21 protein-coding genes, 1 tRNA gene and 1 riboswitch are annotated in these 17,714 nt (G+C 72.6%); of the genes, 14 read left to right on the top strand and 8 right to left on the bottom strand.

Features of this window, described 5'->3' with window-relative positions:
• The first annotated feature begins 30 nt into the window (after positions 1-30).
• From ACU436_RS20280 to ACU436_RS20270, 3 genes are read left to right on the top strand one after another with little or no spacing between them, the layout of a single operon-like run.
• Entirely contained in the window at positions 31-1,065 is a 1,035-nt protein-coding gene (locus ACU436_RS20280; RefSeq protein WP_459027501.1) for a zinc-dependent alcohol dehydrogenase family protein, read from the top strand.
• A gap of 3 nt (positions 1,066-1,068) precedes the next feature.
• Positions 1,069-1,506, top strand: coding sequence for an OsmC family peroxiredoxin (locus tag ACU436_RS20275; RefSeq protein ID WP_459027499.1), 438 nt, complete (start codon positions 1,069-1,071; stop codon positions 1,504-1,506).
• Positions 1,503-2,357, top strand: coding sequence for an alpha/beta fold hydrolase (locus tag ACU436_RS20270; RefSeq protein WP_459027497.1), 855 nt, complete (start codon positions 1,503-1,505; stop codon positions 2,355-2,357). The genes ACU436_RS20275 and ACU436_RS20270 overlap by 4 nt, the downstream gene beginning before the upstream one ends.
• 1 nt (position 2,358) lies before the next feature.
• Here the strand turns inward: ACU436_RS20270 and ACU436_RS20265 are convergent, their stop codons facing one another.
• Positions 2,359-2,856: an AAA family ATPase gene (locus tag ACU436_RS20265; RefSeq protein ID WP_459027495.1), complete on the bottom strand. Its 498-nt coding sequence runs from the start codon at positions 2,854-2,856 to the stop codon at positions 2,359-2,361.
• Positions 2,857-2,965: 109 nt separating this feature from the next.
• Here ACU436_RS20265 and ACU436_RS20260 point away from each other — a divergent pair, with 109 nt between their 5' ends.
• Positions 2,966-3,526 carry a TMEM165/GDT1 family protein gene (locus ACU436_RS20260; RefSeq protein ID WP_459027493.1) on the top strand — a complete coding sequence of 187 codons (561 nt, stop codon included), beginning with the start codon at positions 2,966-2,968 and terminating at the stop codon, positions 3,524-3,526.
• A gap of 198 nt (positions 3,527-3,724) precedes the next feature.
• Here the strand turns inward: ACU436_RS20260 and ACU436_RS20255 are convergent, their stop codons facing one another.
• Complete coding sequence (locus ACU436_RS20255) at positions 3,725-4,861, bottom strand: sodium:calcium antiporter (protein ID WP_459027491.1); 1,137 nt, start codon at positions 4,859-4,861, stop codon at positions 3,725-3,727.
• A 436-nt stretch (positions 4,862-5,297) separates the two neighbouring features.
• A riboswitch (guanidine-III (ykkC-III) riboswitch) is annotated at positions 5,298-5,363 on the top strand.
• A gap of 11 nt (positions 5,364-5,374) precedes the next feature.
• Between ACU436_RS20255 and ACU436_RS20250 the strand changes: the two genes are divergently transcribed.
• The 3 genes from ACU436_RS20250 (at position 5,375) to ACU436_RS20240 (ending at position 7,147) form a co-directional block, all read left to right on the top strand.
• Entirely contained in the window at positions 5,375-5,689 is a 315-nt protein-coding gene (locus ACU436_RS20250; protein WP_459027489.1) for a DMT family transporter, read from the top strand.
• A 72-nt stretch (positions 5,690-5,761) separates the two neighbouring features.
• Positions 5,762-6,037, top strand: coding sequence for a GlsB/YeaQ/YmgE family stress response membrane protein (locus ACU436_RS20245; protein WP_459027487.1), 276 nt, complete (start codon positions 5,762-5,764; stop codon positions 6,035-6,037).
• A 147-nt stretch (positions 6,038-6,184) separates the two neighbouring features.
• A complete protein-coding gene (locus ACU436_RS20240; RefSeq protein WP_459027485.1) occupies positions 6,185-7,147 on the top strand; it encodes a threo-3-hydroxy-L-aspartate ammonia-lyase in 963 nt (320 codons plus the stop codon).
• Positions 7,148-7,154: 7 nt separating this feature from the next.
• Here the strand turns inward: ACU436_RS20240 and ACU436_RS20235 are convergent, their stop codons facing one another.
• Both ACU436_RS20235 and ACU436_RS20230 read right to left on the bottom strand, forming a co-directional pair.
• Positions 7,155-8,447, bottom strand: coding sequence for a cytochrome P450 (locus ACU436_RS20235; RefSeq protein WP_459027483.1), 1,293 nt, complete (start codon positions 8,445-8,447; stop codon positions 7,155-7,157).
• 11 nt (positions 8,448-8,458) lie between these two features.
• Positions 8,459-9,373, bottom strand: coding sequence for an alpha/beta fold hydrolase (locus ACU436_RS20230; RefSeq protein WP_459028165.1), 915 nt, complete (start codon positions 9,371-9,373; stop codon positions 8,459-8,461).
• Positions 9,374-9,419: 46 nt separating this feature from the next.
• Here ACU436_RS20230 and ACU436_RS20225 point away from each other — a divergent pair, with 46 nt between their 5' ends.
• The 3 genes from ACU436_RS20225 to ACU436_RS20215 are packed head-to-tail and all read left to right on the top strand — an operon-like array spanning position 9,420 to position 11,863.
• Positions 9,420-10,019, top strand: coding sequence for a phosphoribosyltransferase family protein (locus ACU436_RS20225; protein ID WP_459027481.1), 600 nt, complete (start codon positions 9,420-9,422; stop codon positions 10,017-10,019).
• 14 nt (positions 10,020-10,033) lie between these two features.
• On the top strand, positions 10,034-10,822 hold the full coding sequence (locus ACU436_RS20220) for a nucleotidyltransferase domain-containing protein (RefSeq protein WP_459027479.1): 789 nt from the start codon (positions 10,034-10,036) through the stop codon (positions 10,820-10,822).
• Positions 10,823-10,855: 33 nt separating this feature from the next.
• The gene (locus ACU436_RS20215) at positions 10,856-11,863 is read left to right on the top strand and encodes an RNA polymerase subunit sigma-70 (RefSeq protein WP_459027477.1); all 1,008 of its coding nucleotides are present in this window, start codon (positions 10,856-10,858) and stop codon (positions 11,861-11,863) included.
• Positions 11,864-11,878: 15 nt separating this feature from the next.
• Here the strand turns inward: ACU436_RS20215 and ACU436_RS20210 are convergent, their stop codons facing one another.
• Together ACU436_RS20210 and ACU436_RS20205 are read right to left on the bottom strand one after the other, a co-directional pair.
• Positions 11,879-12,466 carry a dihydrofolate reductase family protein gene (locus ACU436_RS20210; RefSeq protein ID WP_459027475.1) on the bottom strand — a complete coding sequence of 196 codons (588 nt, stop codon included), beginning with the start codon at positions 12,464-12,466 and terminating at the stop codon, positions 11,879-11,881.
• 154 nt (positions 12,467-12,620) lie between these two features.
• Positions 12,621-12,708, bottom strand: a tRNA-Ser gene (locus ACU436_RS20205).
• 67 nt (positions 12,709-12,775) lie between these two features.
• Here ACU436_RS20205 and ACU436_RS20200 point away from each other — a divergent pair.
• The 4 genes from ACU436_RS20200 to ACU436_RS20185 are packed head-to-tail and all read left to right on the top strand — an operon-like array spanning position 12,776 to position 16,676.
• Positions 12,776-13,636: an ABC transporter substrate-binding protein gene (locus ACU436_RS20200; protein WP_459027473.1), complete on the top strand. Its 861-nt coding sequence runs from the start codon at positions 12,776-12,778 to the stop codon at positions 13,634-13,636.
• Positions 13,633-14,466 carry an amino acid ABC transporter permease gene (locus ACU436_RS20195; protein ID WP_459027471.1) on the top strand — a complete coding sequence of 278 codons (834 nt, stop codon included), beginning with the start codon at positions 13,633-13,635 and terminating at the stop codon, positions 14,464-14,466. Before ACU436_RS20200 ends, ACU436_RS20195 begins: the two co-directional genes overlap by 4 nt.
• The gene (locus ACU436_RS20190) at positions 14,463-15,212 is read left to right on the top strand and encodes an amino acid ABC transporter ATP-binding protein (RefSeq protein WP_459027469.1); all 750 of its coding nucleotides are present in this window, start codon (positions 14,463-14,465) and stop codon (positions 15,210-15,212) included. Before ACU436_RS20195 ends, ACU436_RS20190 begins: the two co-directional genes overlap by 4 nt.
• 33 nt (positions 15,213-15,245) lie before the next feature.
• On the top strand, positions 15,246-16,676 hold the full coding sequence (locus ACU436_RS20185; protein ID WP_459027467.1) for an alpha/beta hydrolase family protein: 1,431 nt from the start codon (positions 15,246-15,248) through the stop codon (positions 16,674-16,676).
• A 14-nt stretch (positions 16,677-16,690) separates the two neighbouring features.
• Here ACU436_RS20185 and ACU436_RS20180 read toward each other — a convergent pair whose 3' ends face one another.
• Both ACU436_RS20180 and ACU436_RS20175 read right to left on the bottom strand, forming a co-directional pair.
• The gene (locus tag ACU436_RS20180; RefSeq protein WP_459028163.1) at positions 16,691-17,161 is read right to left on the bottom strand and encodes a nucleoside deaminase; all 471 of its coding nucleotides are present in this window, start codon (positions 17,159-17,161) and stop codon (positions 16,691-16,693) included.
• A gap of 12 nt (positions 17,162-17,173) precedes the next feature.
• Complete coding sequence (locus ACU436_RS20175) at positions 17,174-17,689, bottom strand: tRNA adenosine deaminase-associated protein (RefSeq protein ID WP_459027465.1); 516 nt, start codon at positions 17,687-17,689, stop codon at positions 17,174-17,176.
• Positions 17,690-17,714: the final 25 nt, after the last annotated feature.

Genomic DNA, 17,714 nt, shown 5'->3' with positions numbered 1-17,714 from the left:
GCCGTACCTGCGGCGGGCGAGGCTCGCGGCATGCGCAGTTACCGGCTCGACGCGGGATCCGGCCTCGACGGCCTCCGCCTCGACGTCTCCGAACTCCCCGTTCCCGGGCCCGGAGAGGTCCTCGTCGAGGTGCGGGCGGCGTCGCTGGGCTACCGGGAGGCGATGATCCTGGAAGGCCGGTACGTGCTCCCGGTCCGGGACGGTGGGATCCCGCTCGCCGAGGGCGTCGGCGTCGTCGTGGCGACCGGACCGGACATCGCCGGCCCGCCCGTGGGGGCGCGGGTCGTCGTCGCGGCGTTCCCGCGCTGGCAGGACGGTCCGTTCTCCCTCGACGTCGTCGACCAGATAGGTGGCTCGCTCGACGGGATGCTCGCCGAGCACGTCGTGCTGCCCGCCACCGCGCTCGTCGAGATCCCGGACGACCCCGCCGACCTCACCGACGCGGAGGCGGCCACCCTGCCGGTCGCCGGCCTCACCGCCTGGAACGCGCTCACCGGCGGGCGCGGGATACGCCGCGGGGACACCGTGCTGACCCTCGGGACGGGCGGTGTGTCGCTGTTCGCGGTCCAGCTGGCCACGGCGATGGGCGCGCGGGTGATCGCCACGACCGGGAACGACGCACGTGCGGGTCTGCTCCGGGAGCTGGGCGCGGACGTGGTGCTGAACTACCGCGACACACCGGACTGGCCGGCCTCGGTCCGCGCTGCGACGGGTGGGCGCGGCGCCGATCTCGTCGTCGAGGTGGCGGGCACCCTGGATTCGTCGCTGGCCGCCGCCGCGCTCGGGGGCGAGATCGCAGTGGTCGGCTTCGTCGGCGGACGCCCGGCGGCGTCCCTCGACCCGTATGCGATCTTCACGACGGGCGCGACACTGCGACCGGTCGCGGTCGGCAGCCGGGCCCAGCTCGTCGCGCTCGTCCGGGCGATGGGCACGCACCGGATCCGGCCGGTCCTCGACCGGGTCTTCCCCTTCGACGACGCGCCCGAGGCGTTCCGCCACTACCTCGGCGGGACCGCCCTCGGGAAGGTCGTCATCACAATCGGACCGAACCACGAGAGGATCTGAGCCATGGCTGCACGCATCGGAAGCGCGACCTGGACCGGCGACCTGCAGGACGGTAGCGGCCGCCTGGCCGTCGGTCCGAAGCGCTGGGAAGCCGACTTCAGCTTCCGCTCCCGCTTCACCGACGACGCCGTGGGCAGCACGAACCCGGAGGAGCTGCTCGCCGCCGCGCACGCAGGCTGCTTCTCGATGTCGCTGACGTACGTGCTCACGCAGGCCGGCATGGTTCCCCGCAGTGTCTCCACCAGCGCCCGGGTCCGCCTGCGCCCCGTCGACGGGGTGCCGACCATCGACCTCGTCGAGCTCGACACCACCGTCGACGCGGACGGCGTCGACGCGGCCGCCCTCCAGGCACACGCCGAGGCGGCCGAGGCGGGCTGCGCGATCTCCCGCGCCCTGACCGGGGTGGCGGAGATCAAGGTGACGGCGCGGTTGCACCCGTGAGCTCCGCGGTGCAGTCGTTCCGCGCGCCCGGCGGCGTCACGCTCGGGGTCGAGCACTTCGGCGACGCGGCGGCGCCCCTCGTGCTGCTCGCGGGCGGCACGACCATGCTGTCCTGGCCGGACGCGCTGTGCGCGGCGCTCGCGCGCGGCGGACGCCACGTCGTGCGCTACGACCTGCGCGACTCCGGCGCGTCGACGACGGTCGACCCCACGGCACCGGCGTACACGCTGCGCGACCTCGCCGCCGACGCCGCCGCGCTCGCCCGCGGACTCGACGACCGGCCCGCGCACCTGGCGGGTATCGGCGTCGGCGGGATGGTCGCCCAGGTCGCCGCGCTCGACCACCCGGACACGTTCTCGGCGCTGACCCTCGCCGGGACCCGGCCCGTCGCGCCGGGCCGGGTCGACGACGACCTGCCCGACCACGACGCGGCGGCGATGAAGCGGCGGTTCGCGCTCCCGATGCCCGACTGGTCCGACCGCGCCGCCGTGGCGGATTTCGCGGCCGCCGGCGCGGAGGTCCTCGGCGACGACCCCGCAGCGGCACGCGCGACCGCCGAACGCGTCTTCGACCGGACGCCGAGCACGGAGCCCGAGGTCCAGATGGCCAACCAGTTGGGCATGGTCTTCTCCAGGCTCGACTGCAAGCCGCGCTGGCGCGAGCGCCTGCCCGGGCTCGCGGTACCGGCGCTCGTGGTGCACGGTCGCCGCGACCCGTTCTTCCCGGTCGGCAACGGTGCGGCGCTGGCGCGCGAGATTCCCGGCGCGCGGCTGCTCGTGCTCGAACGGACCTCGACCGCGATCCCGGACACGGCCGCCGATGAGGTCGCCGCGGCGATGCTCGCGCTCTAGCTCAGGACCCGGGGGGCGTCATCCTTCGATCGGGGGCGCCGTTCCCGTGGATCACCGTCAGGGGTCCCTCGTCGGCGGACGGCACCTCGAAGTGGTCGAAGTACCGCGCGGCGACCACTTCGGAGAGCGTGAAGTCGTCCGGGTGGCTCCCGCGCCTGGCTCGGATCCGCGCCAGAACGGTCTCCCGGTCGGTCGCCAGGTAGACGGTCTCGGGAACGATGCCGGCGGGTTCCAGCAGCCGCCGGTAGTCGTCACGCATCCGACGTGACCAGAACGAGAAGTCCAGTACGACGTCCTGCCCGGCGGCGATGAGTTCCAGGAGCCGAGCGCGCAGGTCCGCCTCGATCTCGTTCCGGACCTCGTCGGACATCCCCGGGAGGCCACGCTTCCAGAGCTCCACGTCGAACGACAGCCGGACCATGCCCGCGCGCTCCAGCCGACGCGCATGGGTCGACTTCCCGGCACCCGCGGGTCCGCACATGAACACCACCCGGCTCATGCCGCCCGACCGTATGCCCCTTCGGCGCTCCGGGGGAGCTGTATCCGTGCGGCGCGGGTTGTGGTCGGGGGCAGGGACGGAGTAGCTCTTCCCCGTGACCGTGATCGCCGTGACGTTCGGGATAATCTTCCTCGCCGAACTGGCGGACACCAGCGGCCTGGTGACGCTCGTCCTGGCGACCCGGTATTCGGCATCCCTGGTGTTCGTGGGCGCCTGCGCCGCCTTCCTCGTGCAGGTGGGTATCGCGATCGCGGCCGGGAGCGTCGTCGCCCTGCTACCCGAGCGGCCGCTGGAGATCGCGCTCGCCGTCGTCTTCCTCGTGGGTGCGGTGCTGCTGCTGCGCGGGGACGACGATGACGACGACGACGCGGACCTCGGAAAGGTTCCGCTGACGCGCTGGCGGGTCGTGGCCACGGCCTTCGGGGTGACCATGCTCTCCGAGCTGGGCGACCCGACCCAGATCATCACCGCCACGCTCGCCGCGCGCTACGACGACCCGCTCGCCGTCGGGATCGGAGCCGTGCTCGCACTGTGGGCGGTGTCCGCGCTCGCGGCCTTCGGGGGCAGCCGCCTGCAACGGGTGGTGCCGGTGCGCTGGGTGACGCGGGTGACGGCCGCCATCCTCGTGGTCCTCGCCGTGCTCAGCGCGATAGACGCGATCCGCGGCTGAGCACGACCCCGCTACGCCTGACCGATCGGCTAGGAGTGGTCCCCGCCGGGAACTGCATGATCAGTGCACCCACAGCCGCATGGAGGGTGTTGCCGAGTCGCCGCTGGGCACAGCCCTCGCCGACATTACTTCAGGGGCTCGCGCCCCCCTTTCCCCTTCACGCACCGGGTCGACGGGACACACCTGGTCAGGCCGCTCCTAGTCGTCATCCGGTGCACCGGGGACGGCCGGTGCCTCGATTCCCGGCCGTTGGCCGTCGTCGTCGGAGCCCGGGGCGTCGTCGACGGGGACCAGCCCGAAGACCGAGAAGCTGATGGCCCAGTACGCGATGTAGCCGACCAGCAGTGCCGCTCCGTGCCAGCGCCGCAGGTGGCCGGTGAGCAGCGCGTACGCGGCGAACCCGTTGATCACCACGAGGGCCGGCAGGTGCCAGGTGAAGATGTCCGGGGTGATCAGGAGCGCGCCGCCGGCCAGGGCGATGATGCCGACCTTCGCGGTCACGGAGAACACGACGCTGCCGATGACGTTGCCGACGCCGATCGCGGGCGCGCCGCGCCGGGCCGGTTCCGCGGTCAGGAAGATGTCCTCCACGGAGAGCACCAGCGTCGCGATCGTCGCCCCGAAGACGGTGCCGCTGATCGCGAAGTCCTCGAGGATGCCCTCGGTGCCCTCCGTCATGGCCCAGGCGCCCACGACGAGACCGACCAGCGCGAGGAACGCCAGCAGGACGAGCAACCACCCGGGCCGGTCGTTCGACGTCCCCTCGCCCACCTCGCCGGTCTCGTAGAGGTCGCCGGCACCGCTGCCACCGCCTCCCCCGGTGTTCCCGACGCCGGCGGCCGCGAGCTCGCGGGTGTCGAGCCTCTCCAGCACCTCCGTGCTGCGGAACGTCGGCATCGCACGCCGGGACTCGCGGTAGCCGACGTAGGCGACGAACAGGACGAACAGCGCGATGAAAACGATCGCCGTCGCGGTCCCCAGCTGCCCCAGCAACGCCGGCACGATCAGCACGAGCGGGGAGATCGCGAACAAGGCGATGTAGTCCTTGGGGATCTCCACGCGAGACGGGGCCACGAGAGCGGCGATCGCGAGCACCAGGCCCGTCATGGAGATGACGGTTCCGAAGATGACGCCGAGCGCGACGTCCTCGAGGCCTTCGAGGTTGAGCGCCACACCGAAGACGAGGTCGTCGAACTCGATCCCGGTGAACAGGATGGCCAGCAGGAACAGCGAGATCGCCAGGCCACGGGCCGCGCCGACCAGGTGGGTGATCAGCTTCTCGGCGCTGTAGACCAGGATCGCCGCTCCGACGACGAATATGAGAATGGACGTCATTCGGCTGCTCCCCCTTGAGCAACGGACAGGCGAGGTCCCCCGGGCCCACCTGTGACGGTCAGTTGTGGAGCGTCTCGCCACCGGACGGGATCGGGGGTCCGGTGCCGCATCACCAGCGTCGCAAAACCACTACCGGCCGCGCGACCTCCGTTGGAGGATCCGTGCCGGTCGCGCGCGACCGGTTCGTCCCGTCCGCCCGGAGACGGGTGTGATCGCAGCGAAGCGCGACGGCCCCGTCACCTGGCCGATCAGGCTCGGCGTCGAGGATCACGACCGGCAGGACGGGCCGGGAGGAGCGGGGCGCCCGGCGGTGGGCGGGGCCAGCCGAAAGGGCAGGGCGGTGGCCGGGCGCAGACGCTGTCGCCGAGGAGGGTGGAGTTGTGGTCAGACCGGTCACCAGTGCGGGACCCGCGGGCGTCCACGGTCATAGCCTGTGAGTGGGCCCGCGACCGCGGCACCCCCGGACGAGGGCGTCGTACCCGGCACGACAAGACGGCGCACCGGAGGTGTGTCATGGCATGGCTCGTGCTGGTGGTGTCGGGCGTCCTGGAGACGGTCTGGGCGGCGGCCCTGAGCCGCTCGGAGGGCTTCAGCAGGCTCGTGCCGTCGCTCGTCTTCGCGGTCGCGCTGGTGTTGAGCATGCTCGGGCTGGCCTTCGCCCTCCGCGAGATCCCGGTGGGGAGCGGTTACGCGATCTGGGTCGGGATCGGGGCCGTCGGCACCGCGCTGTACGGGATGGCGGTTCTCGGAGAGCCGGTCACGGCGCTGCGGCTGTTGTGCCTCGTCGCGATCGTCTGCGGCGTCGTCGGCCTGAAGTTCCTGCATTAACCGGAGCCCGATCGGGAACACGCCCGAAGCGGGTCGTCAAGAGCGGCCCCGAAGCGGGACTCAGGAGGAACGGTGACCGTCACGGGCATCATCACCGCGATCATCATCGGCGCCATCATCGGATTCCTCGGCCGCCTGGTGGCACCGGGGAAGCAGGACATCCCGATCTGGCTGACCATCCTGGTCGGCATCGTCGCCGCGTTCATCGGCACCTGGATCGCCGGGTTGTTCGGGGTGGCCGACACCGGGGGGATCGACTGGATCGAACTCATCATGCAGATCGTCGTGGCCGCCATCGGCGTCACGGTCGTGGCGGGCATCTACGGCCGCCGCGCGGTCCGGCACTAGCGGGTCCGGATCAGGGGTCGGGTCCCCGGCGCGCCGCACGTGCGCGCCGGGGATCTGCTCTGCGAGCCGAGCGGCGGGTGAGCACCTCGGTGCACCGGACTCCCCAGCGGGGCATGATCGGACGAGCCGAACCGCGACAGGAGGACGATGCCGACGCCACCCACCTTCGTCGACGTGCAGGCCGCCGCGGAACGGATCCGCGGGCACGCGCACCGCACGCCGGTGCTGACCTCACGCCGGATCGACGCCGACACCGGCGCTCACCTGCATTTCAAGTGCGAGAACTTCCAGCGCATGGGGGCGTTCAAGTTCCGCGGCGCGTTCAACGCGTTGTCGCGGTTCGACGAGGATCAGCGCCGGGCCGGCGTCGTGACCTACTCGTCGGGCAACCACGCCCAGGGGATCGCGCTGGCCGCGAACATCCTCGGCATCCCGGCCACCATCCTCATGCCGGACGACGCGCCCGAGAGCAAGGTGGCCGCGACGCTCGGGTACGGCGCCTCGGTGGTGCGGTTCGACCGCTACGGCGAGGACCGCGAGGAGATCGGCCGCGCACTCGCCGCCGACAAGGGCCTCACCCTGGTGCCGCCGTACGACCACCCGGACATCATCGCGGGGCAGGGCACGGCCGCCATGGAACTGTTCGAGCAGGTCGGAGAGCTCGACGCGCTGTTCGTCTGCCTCGGCGGCGGAGGTCTCCTGTCGGGTTCCGCGCTCGCCGCGCGGGCGCTCGCGCCCTCGTGCCGCGTCATCGGCGTCGAGCCGGAGGCGGGCGACGACGGGCTCCGGTCGTTGCGCGCCGGCTCCATCGTGCACATCGACACACCGGTGACGATCGCCGACGGCGCCCAGACCCAGCACCTCGGCGTGCTGCCGTTCGAGATCATCCGCCGGGACGTCGACGACATCGTGACGGCGAGCGACGCGGAGCTGGTGGCGGCCATGCGCGTGTTCGCGTCGACGATGAAGATCGTCGTGGAGCCCACCGGCTGCCTCGCGTTCGCGGCCGTCCGCCGGCTCGCCGCCGAGCTCTCCGGGCAGCGGGTCGGGGTGCTGGTGAGCGGCGGGAACGTCGACCTCGACCGCTTCGCGGCGCTCGTCACGAGCTGATCGCGGTTCAGGACGCGTCGGGCGGAGCCGTCACACCGAGCTCGACAGGCAGGGTGTCGACCCCGAAGACGAACGACAGCCTCCGGAACGGCAGCTCGGACGGCTCCATGCCGAGCCGGATGTCGGGGAAGCGGCGGACGAGCGCGGGGTAGGCGGCGCGCAGCTCCATGCGCGCGAGCTCGGCGCCGATGCACCGGTGCAGCCCGTGCCCGAAGGCGAGGTGCGGCCGGGCGGCACGGCTCGGGTCGAAGTCGTCCTGGTTCCCGTCGCGGTTGGCCGCGCTGAGCGAGCAGATGACGATGTCGCCCTCCTCGATGGTGGCGTCACCGATCCGAACCCGCTCCCTGGCGAAGCGCGGGAACGCGACCTGCACGACCGTGAGGTATCGCAGCAGCTCGTCGACGAACGGGTCGACCGCCTCCCCGCCCTCCCGCACCGCCTCGCGGCTCTCCGGGTGCTGCATGAGCACGATGGTGCCGAGCGCCAGCATGCTGGCCGTGGTCTCCAGTCCGCCGGTGAGCAGGCCGTCGGCCAGCCCGGCGAGCTCGTGGTCGGACAGGTTGTCACCGTGCTCGCGCACGAGGCGGCCGAGCAGCCCGTCGCCGGGTTCCCCCCGCTGCTTCTGCACGATCTTGAGCAGGTACTCCATGGACTCGGAGATCGCGCCGAGCGAACCGGTGACCCCACCGAGCAGGTCGAAGCGGGTGGTGGACAGGCGCTGGAACTCGGCGCGGTCGGAGTAGGGCACGCCGAGCAGCTCGCAGATCGTGAGCGACGGGATCGGCAGCGCGAAGCTCTGGACGAGGTCCACCCGCTGCCCGTCGGCTGCGAGGTCCTGCATCTCGTCCAGCTGGCCGTCGACGATGGCCTCGATCCGCGGCGCGAGCCTGCGCAGCCGGTGCCCAGTGAACTCCGGAGTGAGCAGCTTGCGCAGCCGCGTGTGGTCCGGCGGGTCGGTGAAGCCCAGGCCGCCCGGGTTCTGCTCGGCGGTGATCCCGACCGTGCCGACGAGGTTGGTGAAGTCGTTGCTGAACGCGGGGGCGTTCGCGAGCACCGCCTTCGTCTCCTCGTACCCGGTGACCAGCCACGCCCGCAGCCCGAAGGGGAGCTTCATCCGGCTGATCGGCGCGACGGCGCGCAGGTCGCCGAGCTCGGCGACGGGGTCCAGCCCGGCGCGCTGCAGCGGCACCATGGCCGAGTCGGGCAGAACGGACAGCAGTGCGTCCGTGCTGCCGCCGCGCCTACGTCCCAGCCGCAGCCGGGCGAGTGTGGCGATGATGCGTCTGCGGGCCCCCCACATGCGGCAGAACTCTATGCAGGTGGGCCACCCCGGTGGTGAGAGTGTGCTGAGATCGGTCCTTCTCCGTCGGTGAGGAACGTCCGCAGCGCTCCGGCCAGCTCGTCCGGCGCCTCCTCGGCCATGTGGTGGCCGGACTCGATCGGTCCGCCGCCGCGCAGGTCGGTGGCCCAGCCGCGCCAGATCTCCCGCGGGTCGCCGTAGAGGTCTTCCAGGTCGTCGTGCCGCGACCACAGCACCAGCAGCGGGCAGGTCACGCGCCGCCCGGCGGCCCGGTCGGCCTCCTCGTGCGCACGGTCGATGCCGAGCCCGGCCCGGTAGTCCTCGAGCATCGCCCGCACCGTCTCCGGGTTCCGGACCGCGCTGCGGAACTCCGCGAACGCCTCCTCCCCGATGTGCCGTGGGCTGCCGCCGTACCAGGCGTCCGGATCGGCGAGGATCGCCCGCTCCGGCTTCTCGGGCTGCGCGAAGAAGAACCAGTGCCACCACGACCCGGCGAACCGGTCGTCGCACCTCGCCAGGTGCTCGGAGATCGGGATGCAGTCGAGGAGCACGAGGCGATCGACCGCCGCCGGGTGGTCGAGGGCGAGGCGCAGCGCGACGTAGCTGCCGCGGTCGTGCCCGGCCAGGGCGAACCGGTCGTGGCCGAGCCGGCGCATCAGGCGCACCATGTCGCCCGCCATCGCGCGCTTGGAGTACGGCGCGTGGTCCGGGGTGGTCGGCGGCTTCGACGAACGCCCGTAGCCACGCAGGTCCGGCACCACGACGGTGTGCCCGGCCGCAACGAGCTGCGGCGCCACGCGGTGCCAGGTGGCGCCGGTGCGCGGATGGCCGTGCAGGAGCAGCACGGGTGGCCCGCCGCCGCCGTGGCGCACGTACAGCTGCGCCTCGCCGACATCGATCGACCCGGTGGTGAAGCCCTCGAACAGCGGCACCCGACCATGCTCGGCCAGCCGGGTTACGCTCGCAAGCGCGATGCCGAACCCGCCCGACACCCAGGACGCCGTGCTCGCCCTGATGTCGGCGCGCACCGGGCACTTCCCGCTGGAGTCCGGCCACCACGGGGAGCTGTGGCTGGAGCTGGACGCGTTGTTCTGGGAGCCCACGCGGTTGGAGCCGGCGGCCCGGCAGCTGGCCGAGCTGATCCGCCCGCACGGACCCGACGTCGTGTGTGGCCCGCTGGTGGGCGGCGCGTTCCTCGCGCATGTCGTCGCCTCGCGGCTCGGCGTCCGCTGCTGCCACACCGAGCGCGCGTCGGCGGGCGACGGCGGCCTCTACGCGGCCACCTACCGGCTGCCCGACGCGCTGGCAGCCCGGCTCCCCGGCGCGCGGGTGGCCGTGGTCGACGACGTGGTCAACGCCGGGTCGGCCGTGCGGGCCACCGTCGCGGCGCTCGCGGAGGCCGGCGCCCGGCCGGTGGCGCTCGGGGCACTGCTCACGCTCGGCACCACACCGACCGCGGTGGCCGACTCCCTCGGTCTGCCACTGGAGACCCTCGCGACCCGCGAGAACGAGATCTGGGAGCCGGAGCGCTGCCCGCGGTGCGCAAACGGGGAGCCCCTGCAGACGCCGTGATGGATCATCGGGGCATGGCGGTGCTCGACGTGATCGTCCCGAAGCTCGTCGCGCTCCCGGGGGTCGTCGCCGTGGTGCTCGGCGGGAGCCGGGCGCGCGGCACGGAGCGCCCCGACAGCGACTGGGACATCGGGCTCTACTACCGCGGCGGCTTCGACGCCGCGCTCATCGCCGGGCTCGGATTCCCCGGGCACGTCGCGTCGCCCGGTGAGTGGGGCCGGATCATCAACGGCGGGGCGTGGATCTCGGTCGAGGGCGAGCCGGTGGACGTGCTCCTGCGGGACCTCGACGTCGTGGAGGGCTGGTGGGCGGACGCGCAGGCCGGCCGGTTCGACATCGACAACGTCGAGGGCCACATCGCCGGCCTGCCCACCTACACCCCGGTCGGCGAGCTCGCGACCTGCCGGGTGCTGCACGGCCGGCTGCCGCGGGTGACCTACCCGGACGCGCTGCGGGCGGCAGCGCGTCGACGGTGGAGCTGGAACGGCGCCTTCTCGCTCGCCTTCGCCGAGAAGTACGCGGCGCGCGGGGACGTCACGCTCGCCGCGGGCACGATGGCGCGGGCCACCGCGCAGACGGCGCACGGCGTACTGGCCGGGCGAGGCGAGTGGGTGCTGAACGAGAAGGGCATCGTCGACGCCGCCGGTCTCGGCGCGGCCCACGCGATCATCGGCGGGTGTGCCGACGATCCGGAAGGAGCGGTTCGGACGCTCCGGGACCTCCTGTCCCCGCCCGCCCTCGACCAGCTGAACGCCCGCACGAATCCACCGATCAGAAATCCTCCGCCACGTCGTCAGTTCTGATAGCCCCTCGCACCGGTGGAAGGATTGACGACCATGACCGACGCCAGACCGCTGGGCGTCGACGAGGCCACGTTCCTCGCGGCGGTCCGCTCGGACGACACGGCGCGGTTCGCACTCGTCACGGAGCGCCACCGGCGTGAGCTGCAGGTGCACTGCTACCGGATGCTCGCGAACTACGAGGACGCCCAGGACATGACGCAGGAGACGTTCCTGCGAGCGTGGAACAAGCGGGAGTCGTTCAAGGGCCACGCTGCGCTGCGGACCTGGCTGTACCGGATCGCGACGAACGCCTGCCTCGACTTCCTGGAGAAGCGCAGGAACCGCACACCCGTACCGACCGAGCTGCCGGATGCCGGCTCCGAGGTGCCGTACCTGCAGCCGTACCCGGACCGGATGCTCCCCGAGGACCCGGAGGAATCGGTGGTGGCGCGGGAGACGATCGAGCTGGCGTTCATCGTCGCCGTCCAGCACCTGCCGCCGCGGCAGCGGGCGGTGTTCATCCTGCGCGACGTCCTCGGCTGGCCGGCGTCGAAGGCCGCCGACGCCCTCGAGCTGACCGTCGCATCGGTGACGAGCGCACTGCAGCGGGCCCGTGTGACGATGCGCGAGCAGCTGCCCGCCCGCCGCCTCGACTGGCGGAGCCCCGCCACCCACGAGCTGTCGAACGAAGAGCGCGGCGTGGTGGGGTCGTACATCGACGCCCATGAGCGCAACGACCTCGACGGGCTGATGTCCCTGCTGCGCGGCGACCTGCGCTTCGCGATGCTGCCCGATCCGGGCACTGTGATCATGACGGCCGAGGACGCGGTGGACGGCTGGGTCTCCGGTGGGCTCTTCCAGCGCGGCCACGACGACTGGCGCGGTATCGCCACGACGGTCAACCGCATGCCTGCCGCCGTGCTGTACCTCCGCACCCCGGACGCCCCGGAGTACCGGCTTTTTGCCATCGCGGTCCTGCGCATCGTCGACGGGAAGATCGCCGAGCTCACCGGGTTCGACGCCACCGACAAACCATGGCTGGGCCTGCCCCCGACGCTGTGATGGCACAAGCCGTGCTCATCGCCTCGTCTCGTACCGGGTCAGCACCACGCCGCCGGGGAACGTCCGCGTCTCCACCAGGTTCAGGTTCACCCAGCTGTCCAGCGCCGTGAAGAACGGCGTGCCGCCGCCCACCAGGACCGGCACGGTGACCAGCGCGTACTCGTCGATCAGCCCGGCCCGCACGGCGGCCCCGGCGAGCGTTGCGCCGGCGATGCCCATCGGCCCGCCGTCCTCGGCCTTGAGCCGGGTGATCTCGGCGACCGCGTCGCCGGTGACCAGGCGGGTGTTCCAGTCGACCTTGTCGATCGTCGAGGAGAACACCACCTTCGGCGTGTCCCGCCAGTTCCGCGCGAACTCGATCTCCGCCGGGCCGGCGCCGGGCTGCTGGTCGCCGGTCGGCCAGTAGGAGCTCATCGCCTCCCACAGCTTGCGCCCGTACAGCAACAGTTCGTTCGCCCGCTCCCGGTCGAGCCACCACTGGAACAGCTCGTCGCTCGGCCCACCGTGCGCGCCGGAGTCCCCGCCGCTCCAGCCGATGTCGTCGCCGGTCGCGGCGGTGTAGCCGTCCAGGGTCACGTTCATGCCGAAGATCAGTTTCCGCATCGTGCCAGCCTCCAGTGAGTCGGTCTCACACGTACAGACGGGCGCGGCGCGGAAACCTGATCGGCGCATGATCCGCGTCCGCAGGTAGTCCTCGCGTCGACGACGAACGCCGGGTCCTCCCTCGGGGGAGGCCCGGCGTTCGCCCTGCTGAGGCTGGCGGTAGCGGTGGGATTTGAACCCACGGACGCTTGCACGTCACGCGCTTTCGAGGCGCGCTCCTTCGGCCGCTCGGACACGCTACCGCCGAAGAGCTTACTAGGCGCCCGGACTGCGTGACGCCCCGCCCGGGGGCCGGTGGAGAATCCAGCGGTGATCTCCTCGTCAGCCGCACGGCGGGTGCTGGTGGCGGCCGCCCTCGTCCTCTCCGCCGCCGCGTGTGCGCCCGAGCCGGCGGCACCGCCGGCCTCCGGCGGATCGTCCTGCGAGCCCGGCGCCCTGCCCACCCTCACGGCGGGGACGCTCACGCTCGGCACCGACCAACCGGTCTACCCGCCGTGGTACCTGGACGACGACCCGGCGTCCGGCCGTGGTTTCGAGAGCGCCGTGGCCTACGCGATCGCCGACGGGCTCGGCTACCCGCGGGACGAGGTCGCCTGGGTCCGCGTGCCGTTCAACGCGTCCATCCAGCCCGGGCCGAAGTCGTACGACCTGAACCTCACCGAGTTCTCGATCACCCCGGAGCGGGCGCAGGCCGTGGACTTCTCCGCGCCGTACTACGACGTGAAGCAGGCGGTCGTCGCGCTGGGGACCGGCCCGGGCGCGGGCGTCGCCTCGATCGCCGACCTGAAGGGCCTGCGGCTCGGCGCGCAGGTGGGCACCACGAGCTACCAGGCGATCGTCGACCAGATCGTCCCCACGAGCGGGCCCGCGGTGTTCAACACCAACGACGACGCGAAGCTCGCCCTGTCGAACGGGCAGGTCGACGCGATCGTGGTGGACCTGCCCACGGCGTTCTACATCACCTCCGCGGAGCTGGAGAACGCGAAGATCGTCGGGCAGCTGCCGCTGGGCCGCGGCACCCCGGAGCAGTTCGGGGCCGTGCTGGACAAGGACAGCCCGCTCACCGCGTGCGTCTCGGCCGTGGTCGAGCGGCTCCGCGCGGACGGCACGCTCGCCGCGCTGGAGGAGCAGTGGCTCGCGTCGGCGGAGACCGCCCCGGAACTGCGGTGATCCTGAGTCCGCTCGCCCAGGGGCGGCTCGCGTACCGCCGCTACCGGGCCCGGCGCTCCACCCTGGTCGCGCTCGCGTCCACCGTGGTGTTCGCCGCGGCCGTGGCGATCGGGGTGACCAGTGCACCGGGCTGGCCGCGCGTCCAGGAGACGTTCCTCGACGTGCGGGTCGGCTGGGACTCGCTGCCCGAGGTCCTCGCCGGCCTGTGGCTGAACATCCGGGTGCTCGTCGTCGCCGAGCTCGGGGTCCTCACGCTCGGGCTGCTGCTCGCCGTGCTGCGCACGCTGCGCGGCCCGGTGTTCTTCCCGCTGCGCGCGCTGGCCACCGGGTACGTGGACCTGTTCCGCGGAGTGCCACTGCTCATCGCGCTCTACCTGATCGGCTTCGGGCTGCCCGCGCTGCGCCTGCAGGGCGTGCCGACGGACACCGCGGTACTCGGCACGATCACGCTGATCCTCGTCTACTCCGCTTACGTGGCCGAGGTCTTCCGGGCGGGGATCGAGTCGGTGCACCCGTCGCAGCGCGCCGCGGCCCGCTCGCTGGGTCTGAGCCACCGCCAGTCGATGCGGCTGGTGATCCTTCCGCAGGCGGTCCGGCGGGTCCTGCCGCCGCTGCTCAACGACTTCGTCGCCCTGCAGAAGGACGTCGGGCTGATCTCGGTGCTCGGCGCGGTGGACGCGATCCGGGCCGCCCAGATCACGTCGGCGCGCACGTTCGACTTCACGCCCTACGTCGTGGCGGCACTGCTGTTCGTGCTGCTCGCGGTGCCCACCGCGCGGATCGCCGACGCCGTGGCCGCACGGGCCACCCGCCGGCAGGGGCTCGCATGACCTCGGTGCTGGAGGTGCGCGGCCTCGTCAAGCGCTACGGCGACGCCACCGTGCTCGACCACGTCGACCTCACGGTCGGCGAGCACCAGGTCGTCACGGTGATCGGCTCGTCGGGTTCCGGCAAGTCGACGCTGCTGCGCTGCGTCGATCTCCTCGAGGAGGTCGACGACGGCCAGGTGCTGCTCGACGGCGTCGACGTCTCCGACCCGCGGGCCGACGTGGCGGCGGCGCAGCGGCGCATGGCGATCGTGTTCCAGGCGTTCAACCTGTTCCCGCACATGACCGCGCTGCAGAACGTCGCGCTGGCCCCGCGGGTGGTGCACGGCCTGCCCGCCGCGGAGGCCGACGAGCGAGCGGGCCGGCTGCTCGACCGCGTCGGGCTCGCGGGCAGGGCCGGCGACCATCCCGACCGGCTCTCCGGCGGCCAGCAGCAGCGGGTGGCGATCGCCCGTGCGCTCGCGGTCCGCCCGCGCCTGCTCCTCCTCGACGAGATCACCTCCGCCCTGGACCCCGAACTGGTCGGCGAGGTGCTCGCCATCGTCCGTGAGCTCGCCACCGAGGGCGTCACCATCCTGATGGCGACGCACGAGATGGGCTTCGCCCGCCAGGTGTCGGATCGGGTCTGCTTCCTCGACGGCGGGCGCGTGCTCGAGTCCGGCCCGCCGGCCCAGGTTCTCGGCGACCCCGTGCAGGAACGCACGCGGCAGTTCCTGTCCCGGGTGATCGCCGCGGGGCGACTGGGTTAATCGCGTTCACGTTCCTCCAATACGGTGACCCGCATGCGCCGGTTGCTCGCCGCCCTGCCCGTCGTGTTGCTGCTGCTCGCGGGCTGCGGATCGACATCCACACCGCCGCCTCCCCCACCGCCACCTCCTGCCCCGGTGACACCCACGGCGGAGACCACGGCGGGCGAGTGGGCCGGCCGGATCGGGATCCCCGGCGCACCGCTCGAGATCGGCATCCGGCTGACGGCCGAGAACGGCGCGCTGCACGGCGAGATCGACATCCCGGCGCAGGCCATCAAGGCCATGCCGCTCACCGACGTGCAGCTCGAGGCGCGCGACCTCTACTTCCGCCTCCCCGACGTGGGGGGCGACGCCTGGTACCGGGGCACGTTCGAGGCGGACGGCAAGAGCATCCCCGGCGCGTTCACGCAGTACGGCCAGTCGTTCCCGCTCGTGCTGCGCCCCGGACCCGTCGCGGGCCGGCCGCAGGAGCCGAAGCCCCCGTTCCCGTACCGCATCGAGGAGGTCAAGTACCCCGGCCAGGGCGTCGACATCGCCGGCACGCTGACCCTCCCGCAGGGACCGGGCCCGTTCACCACGGTCGTGCTCCTCACCGGCAGCGGCGCGCAGAACCGCGACGAGGAGCTCTTCGGGCACAAGCCGTTCCTGCTGCTCGCCGACATCCTGACGCGCGCCGGGTACGCGGTGCTGCGCGTCGACGACCGCGGCATCGGCGGGTCGACCGGATCGATCTACGACTCGAACTACGACCAGCTCACCGGCGACGTCGTGGCCGGCCTGGACTACCTGCGCAGCCGCCAGGACATCAACGGCGCGAAGATCGGGCTGCTCGGGCACAGCGAGGGCGGCTACCTCGTTCCGCTGGTCGCGCAGCGCACCCCGATCGCGTTCGCGATCATGATGGCCGGGCCCGCCGCACCCGGTGAGGAGGTGCTGGCGCTGCAGAACCAGCTGCTGCTCGAGTCCGCGGGGGCCCCGCCCCAGGTCGTGTCGCAGCAGATCGCATACGTGCACACGCTGGTCGCCCTGCTGCGGGCCGAGGACTACCAGCGGGCGCGTGCGCTCGCCGTACGGCAGCTCGTGTCCCAGGCCACGGGCCTGCCGCCGGAGCAGCAGCCCAGCCCGGACCAGATCGAGGCCCAGGTGGCGGCCACCGTCAACCCGTACTACCGCTCGTGGGCGGTGCACGACCCGGCCCCCGCGTTGCAGGCGCTCCGGGTGCCCGCGCTCGCGTTCTTCGGCGGCGCGGACCTGCAGGTCCCGGCGGGGCAGAACGAGCCGCTGATGCGCTCGCTGCTCGCGGGGGACCCGGACGCCACGGTCCGGACCCTGCCCGGGCTCAACCACCTCATGCAGCCGGCCGGGACCGGCGGCCTGGACGAGTACGCCACCATCGACACGACCATCGACCCGTCCGCGCTCGACCTGGTGCGCAGCTGGCTCACGCAGCGGTTCCCGGCGTAGGGCGGCCGCCCGAACTAGTGTCCCGAGCGGTGGGGCGCGAAGAACTCCTCCAGCAGCTCGGCGCACTCCGCCTCCAGCACGCCGCCCACCACCTCGGGGCGGTGGTTCAGGCGCCGGTCGCGCAGCACGTCCCACAGGGAGCCCGCGGCGCCCGTCCGCGGTTCCCAGGCGCCGAAGACGACCCGCCGCACCCGGGCCAGCCCGAGCGCTCCCGCGCACATCGTGCACGGCTCGACCGTGACGGCGACCGTGCAGCCCTCCAAGCGCCACTCGCCGGCGACGCCCGCCGCCGCGCGCAGGGCGAGCAGCTCGGCGTGCGCGGTGGGGTCGCCCAGGGCCTCGCGCGCGTTGCAGGCCGCCGCCAGCTCGCGGCCCGCGGCGTCGACGACGATCGCACCGATCGGGACGTCGCCGGTGGCCGGTGCGGCCGCGGCCACCACGAGCGCACGCCGGACGAGCGCCTCGTCCGAGGCGAGCGGTGGCAATGTCACCCGGGCCTACTCGACGACCTCGGCAAGAGCGTTGGCGAACCCGCAGCGACGGCCGATCGTGGCCAGCTGCTCGTCGGGATAGAGCTCGACCTCGACGGCGAGCACCTCCAGCTCGTCGGCGGGCAGGCCGAGGTCGGCGAGGATCGCGAGGTCGCCCTCCGGCCACGGCGGCGCATCGAGCGCGTCCTCCTCGGCGGGGAGCTCGACGCGCAGCAGGTCGAGCACGTCGGCGGCCACGTCGTAGTCGAGGGCCGCGACAGCGTCGGAGACCATCAGCGCAACCCCACCCGGCGTGGGGCGCAACAGCACGAAGAACTCGTCGTCGACGTCGAGCAGGCCGAGCACCGCGCCGGTGGAGCGCAGCGCGCGCAGCTCGGTGATCGCCGTGTCGAGGTCGACCAGCGCCTCGGGTGCCAGACGCAGGCAACGCCACAGGCCGTCCTCCCGGATCGCCGCGACGGCGTATCCGGGCAGGGCCTGTTCCCGCACGTCCGCGGGACGCTCGACGCTCTGCACCGCCATAGCCCATACGGTAAGCCTCCGGGCG

It is taken from the genome of Pseudonocardia wallangbongensis, assembly GCF_054486945.1.
This window is presented reverse-complemented; position numbering and strand designations above follow the sequence as displayed.

Coding starts and splice junctions, on each gene's coding strand:
- ACU436_RS20215 (WP_459027477.1), top strand. CDS start 10,856: ATGACCGACGCCAGACCGCTGGGCGTCGACGAGGCCACGTTCCTCGCG.
- ACU436_RS20240 (WP_459027485.1), top strand. CDS start 6,185: ATGCCGACGCCACCCACCTTCGTCGACGTGCAGGCCGCCGCGGAACGG.
- ACU436_RS20250 (WP_459027489.1), top strand. CDS start 5,375: ATGGCATGGCTCGTGCTGGTGGTGTCGGGCGTCCTGGAGACGGTCTGG.
- ACU436_RS20225 (WP_459027481.1), top strand. CDS start 9,420: ATGCCGAACCCGCCCGACACCCAGGACGCCGTGCTCGCCCTGATGTCG.
- ACU436_RS20275 (WP_459027499.1), top strand. CDS start 1,069: ATGGCTGCACGCATCGGAAGCGCGACCTGGACCGGCGACCTGCAGGAC.
- ACU436_RS20280 (WP_459027501.1), top strand. CDS start 31: ATGCGCAGTTACCGGCTCGACGCGGGATCCGGCCTCGACGGCCTCCGC.
- ACU436_RS20255 (WP_459027491.1), bottom strand. CDS start 4,861: ATGACGTCCATTCTCATATTCGTCGTCGGAGCGGCGATCCTGGTCTAC.
- ACU436_RS20210 (WP_459027475.1), bottom strand. CDS start 12,466: ATGCGGAAACTGATCTTCGGCATGAACGTGACCCTGGACGGCTACACC.
- ACU436_RS20220 (WP_459027479.1), top strand. CDS start 10,034: ATGGCGGTGCTCGACGTGATCGTCCCGAAGCTCGTCGCGCTCCCGGGG.
- ACU436_RS20190 (WP_459027469.1), top strand. CDS start 14,463: ATGACCTCGGTGCTGGAGGTGCGCGGCCTCGTCAAGCGCTACGGCGAC.
- ACU436_RS20235 (WP_459027483.1), bottom strand. CDS start 8,447: ATGTGGGGGGCCCGCAGACGCATCATCGCCACACTCGCCCGGCTGCGG.
- ACU436_RS20265 (WP_459027495.1), bottom strand. CDS start 2,856: ATGAGCCGGGTGGTGTTCATGTGCGGACCCGCGGGTGCCGGGAAGTCG.
- ACU436_RS20175 (WP_459027465.1), bottom strand. CDS start 17,689: ATGGCGGTGCAGAGCGTCGAGCGTCCCGCGGACGTGCGGGAACAGGCC.
- ACU436_RS20185 (WP_459027467.1), top strand. CDS start 15,246: ATGCGCCGGTTGCTCGCCGCCCTGCCCGTCGTGTTGCTGCTGCTCGCG.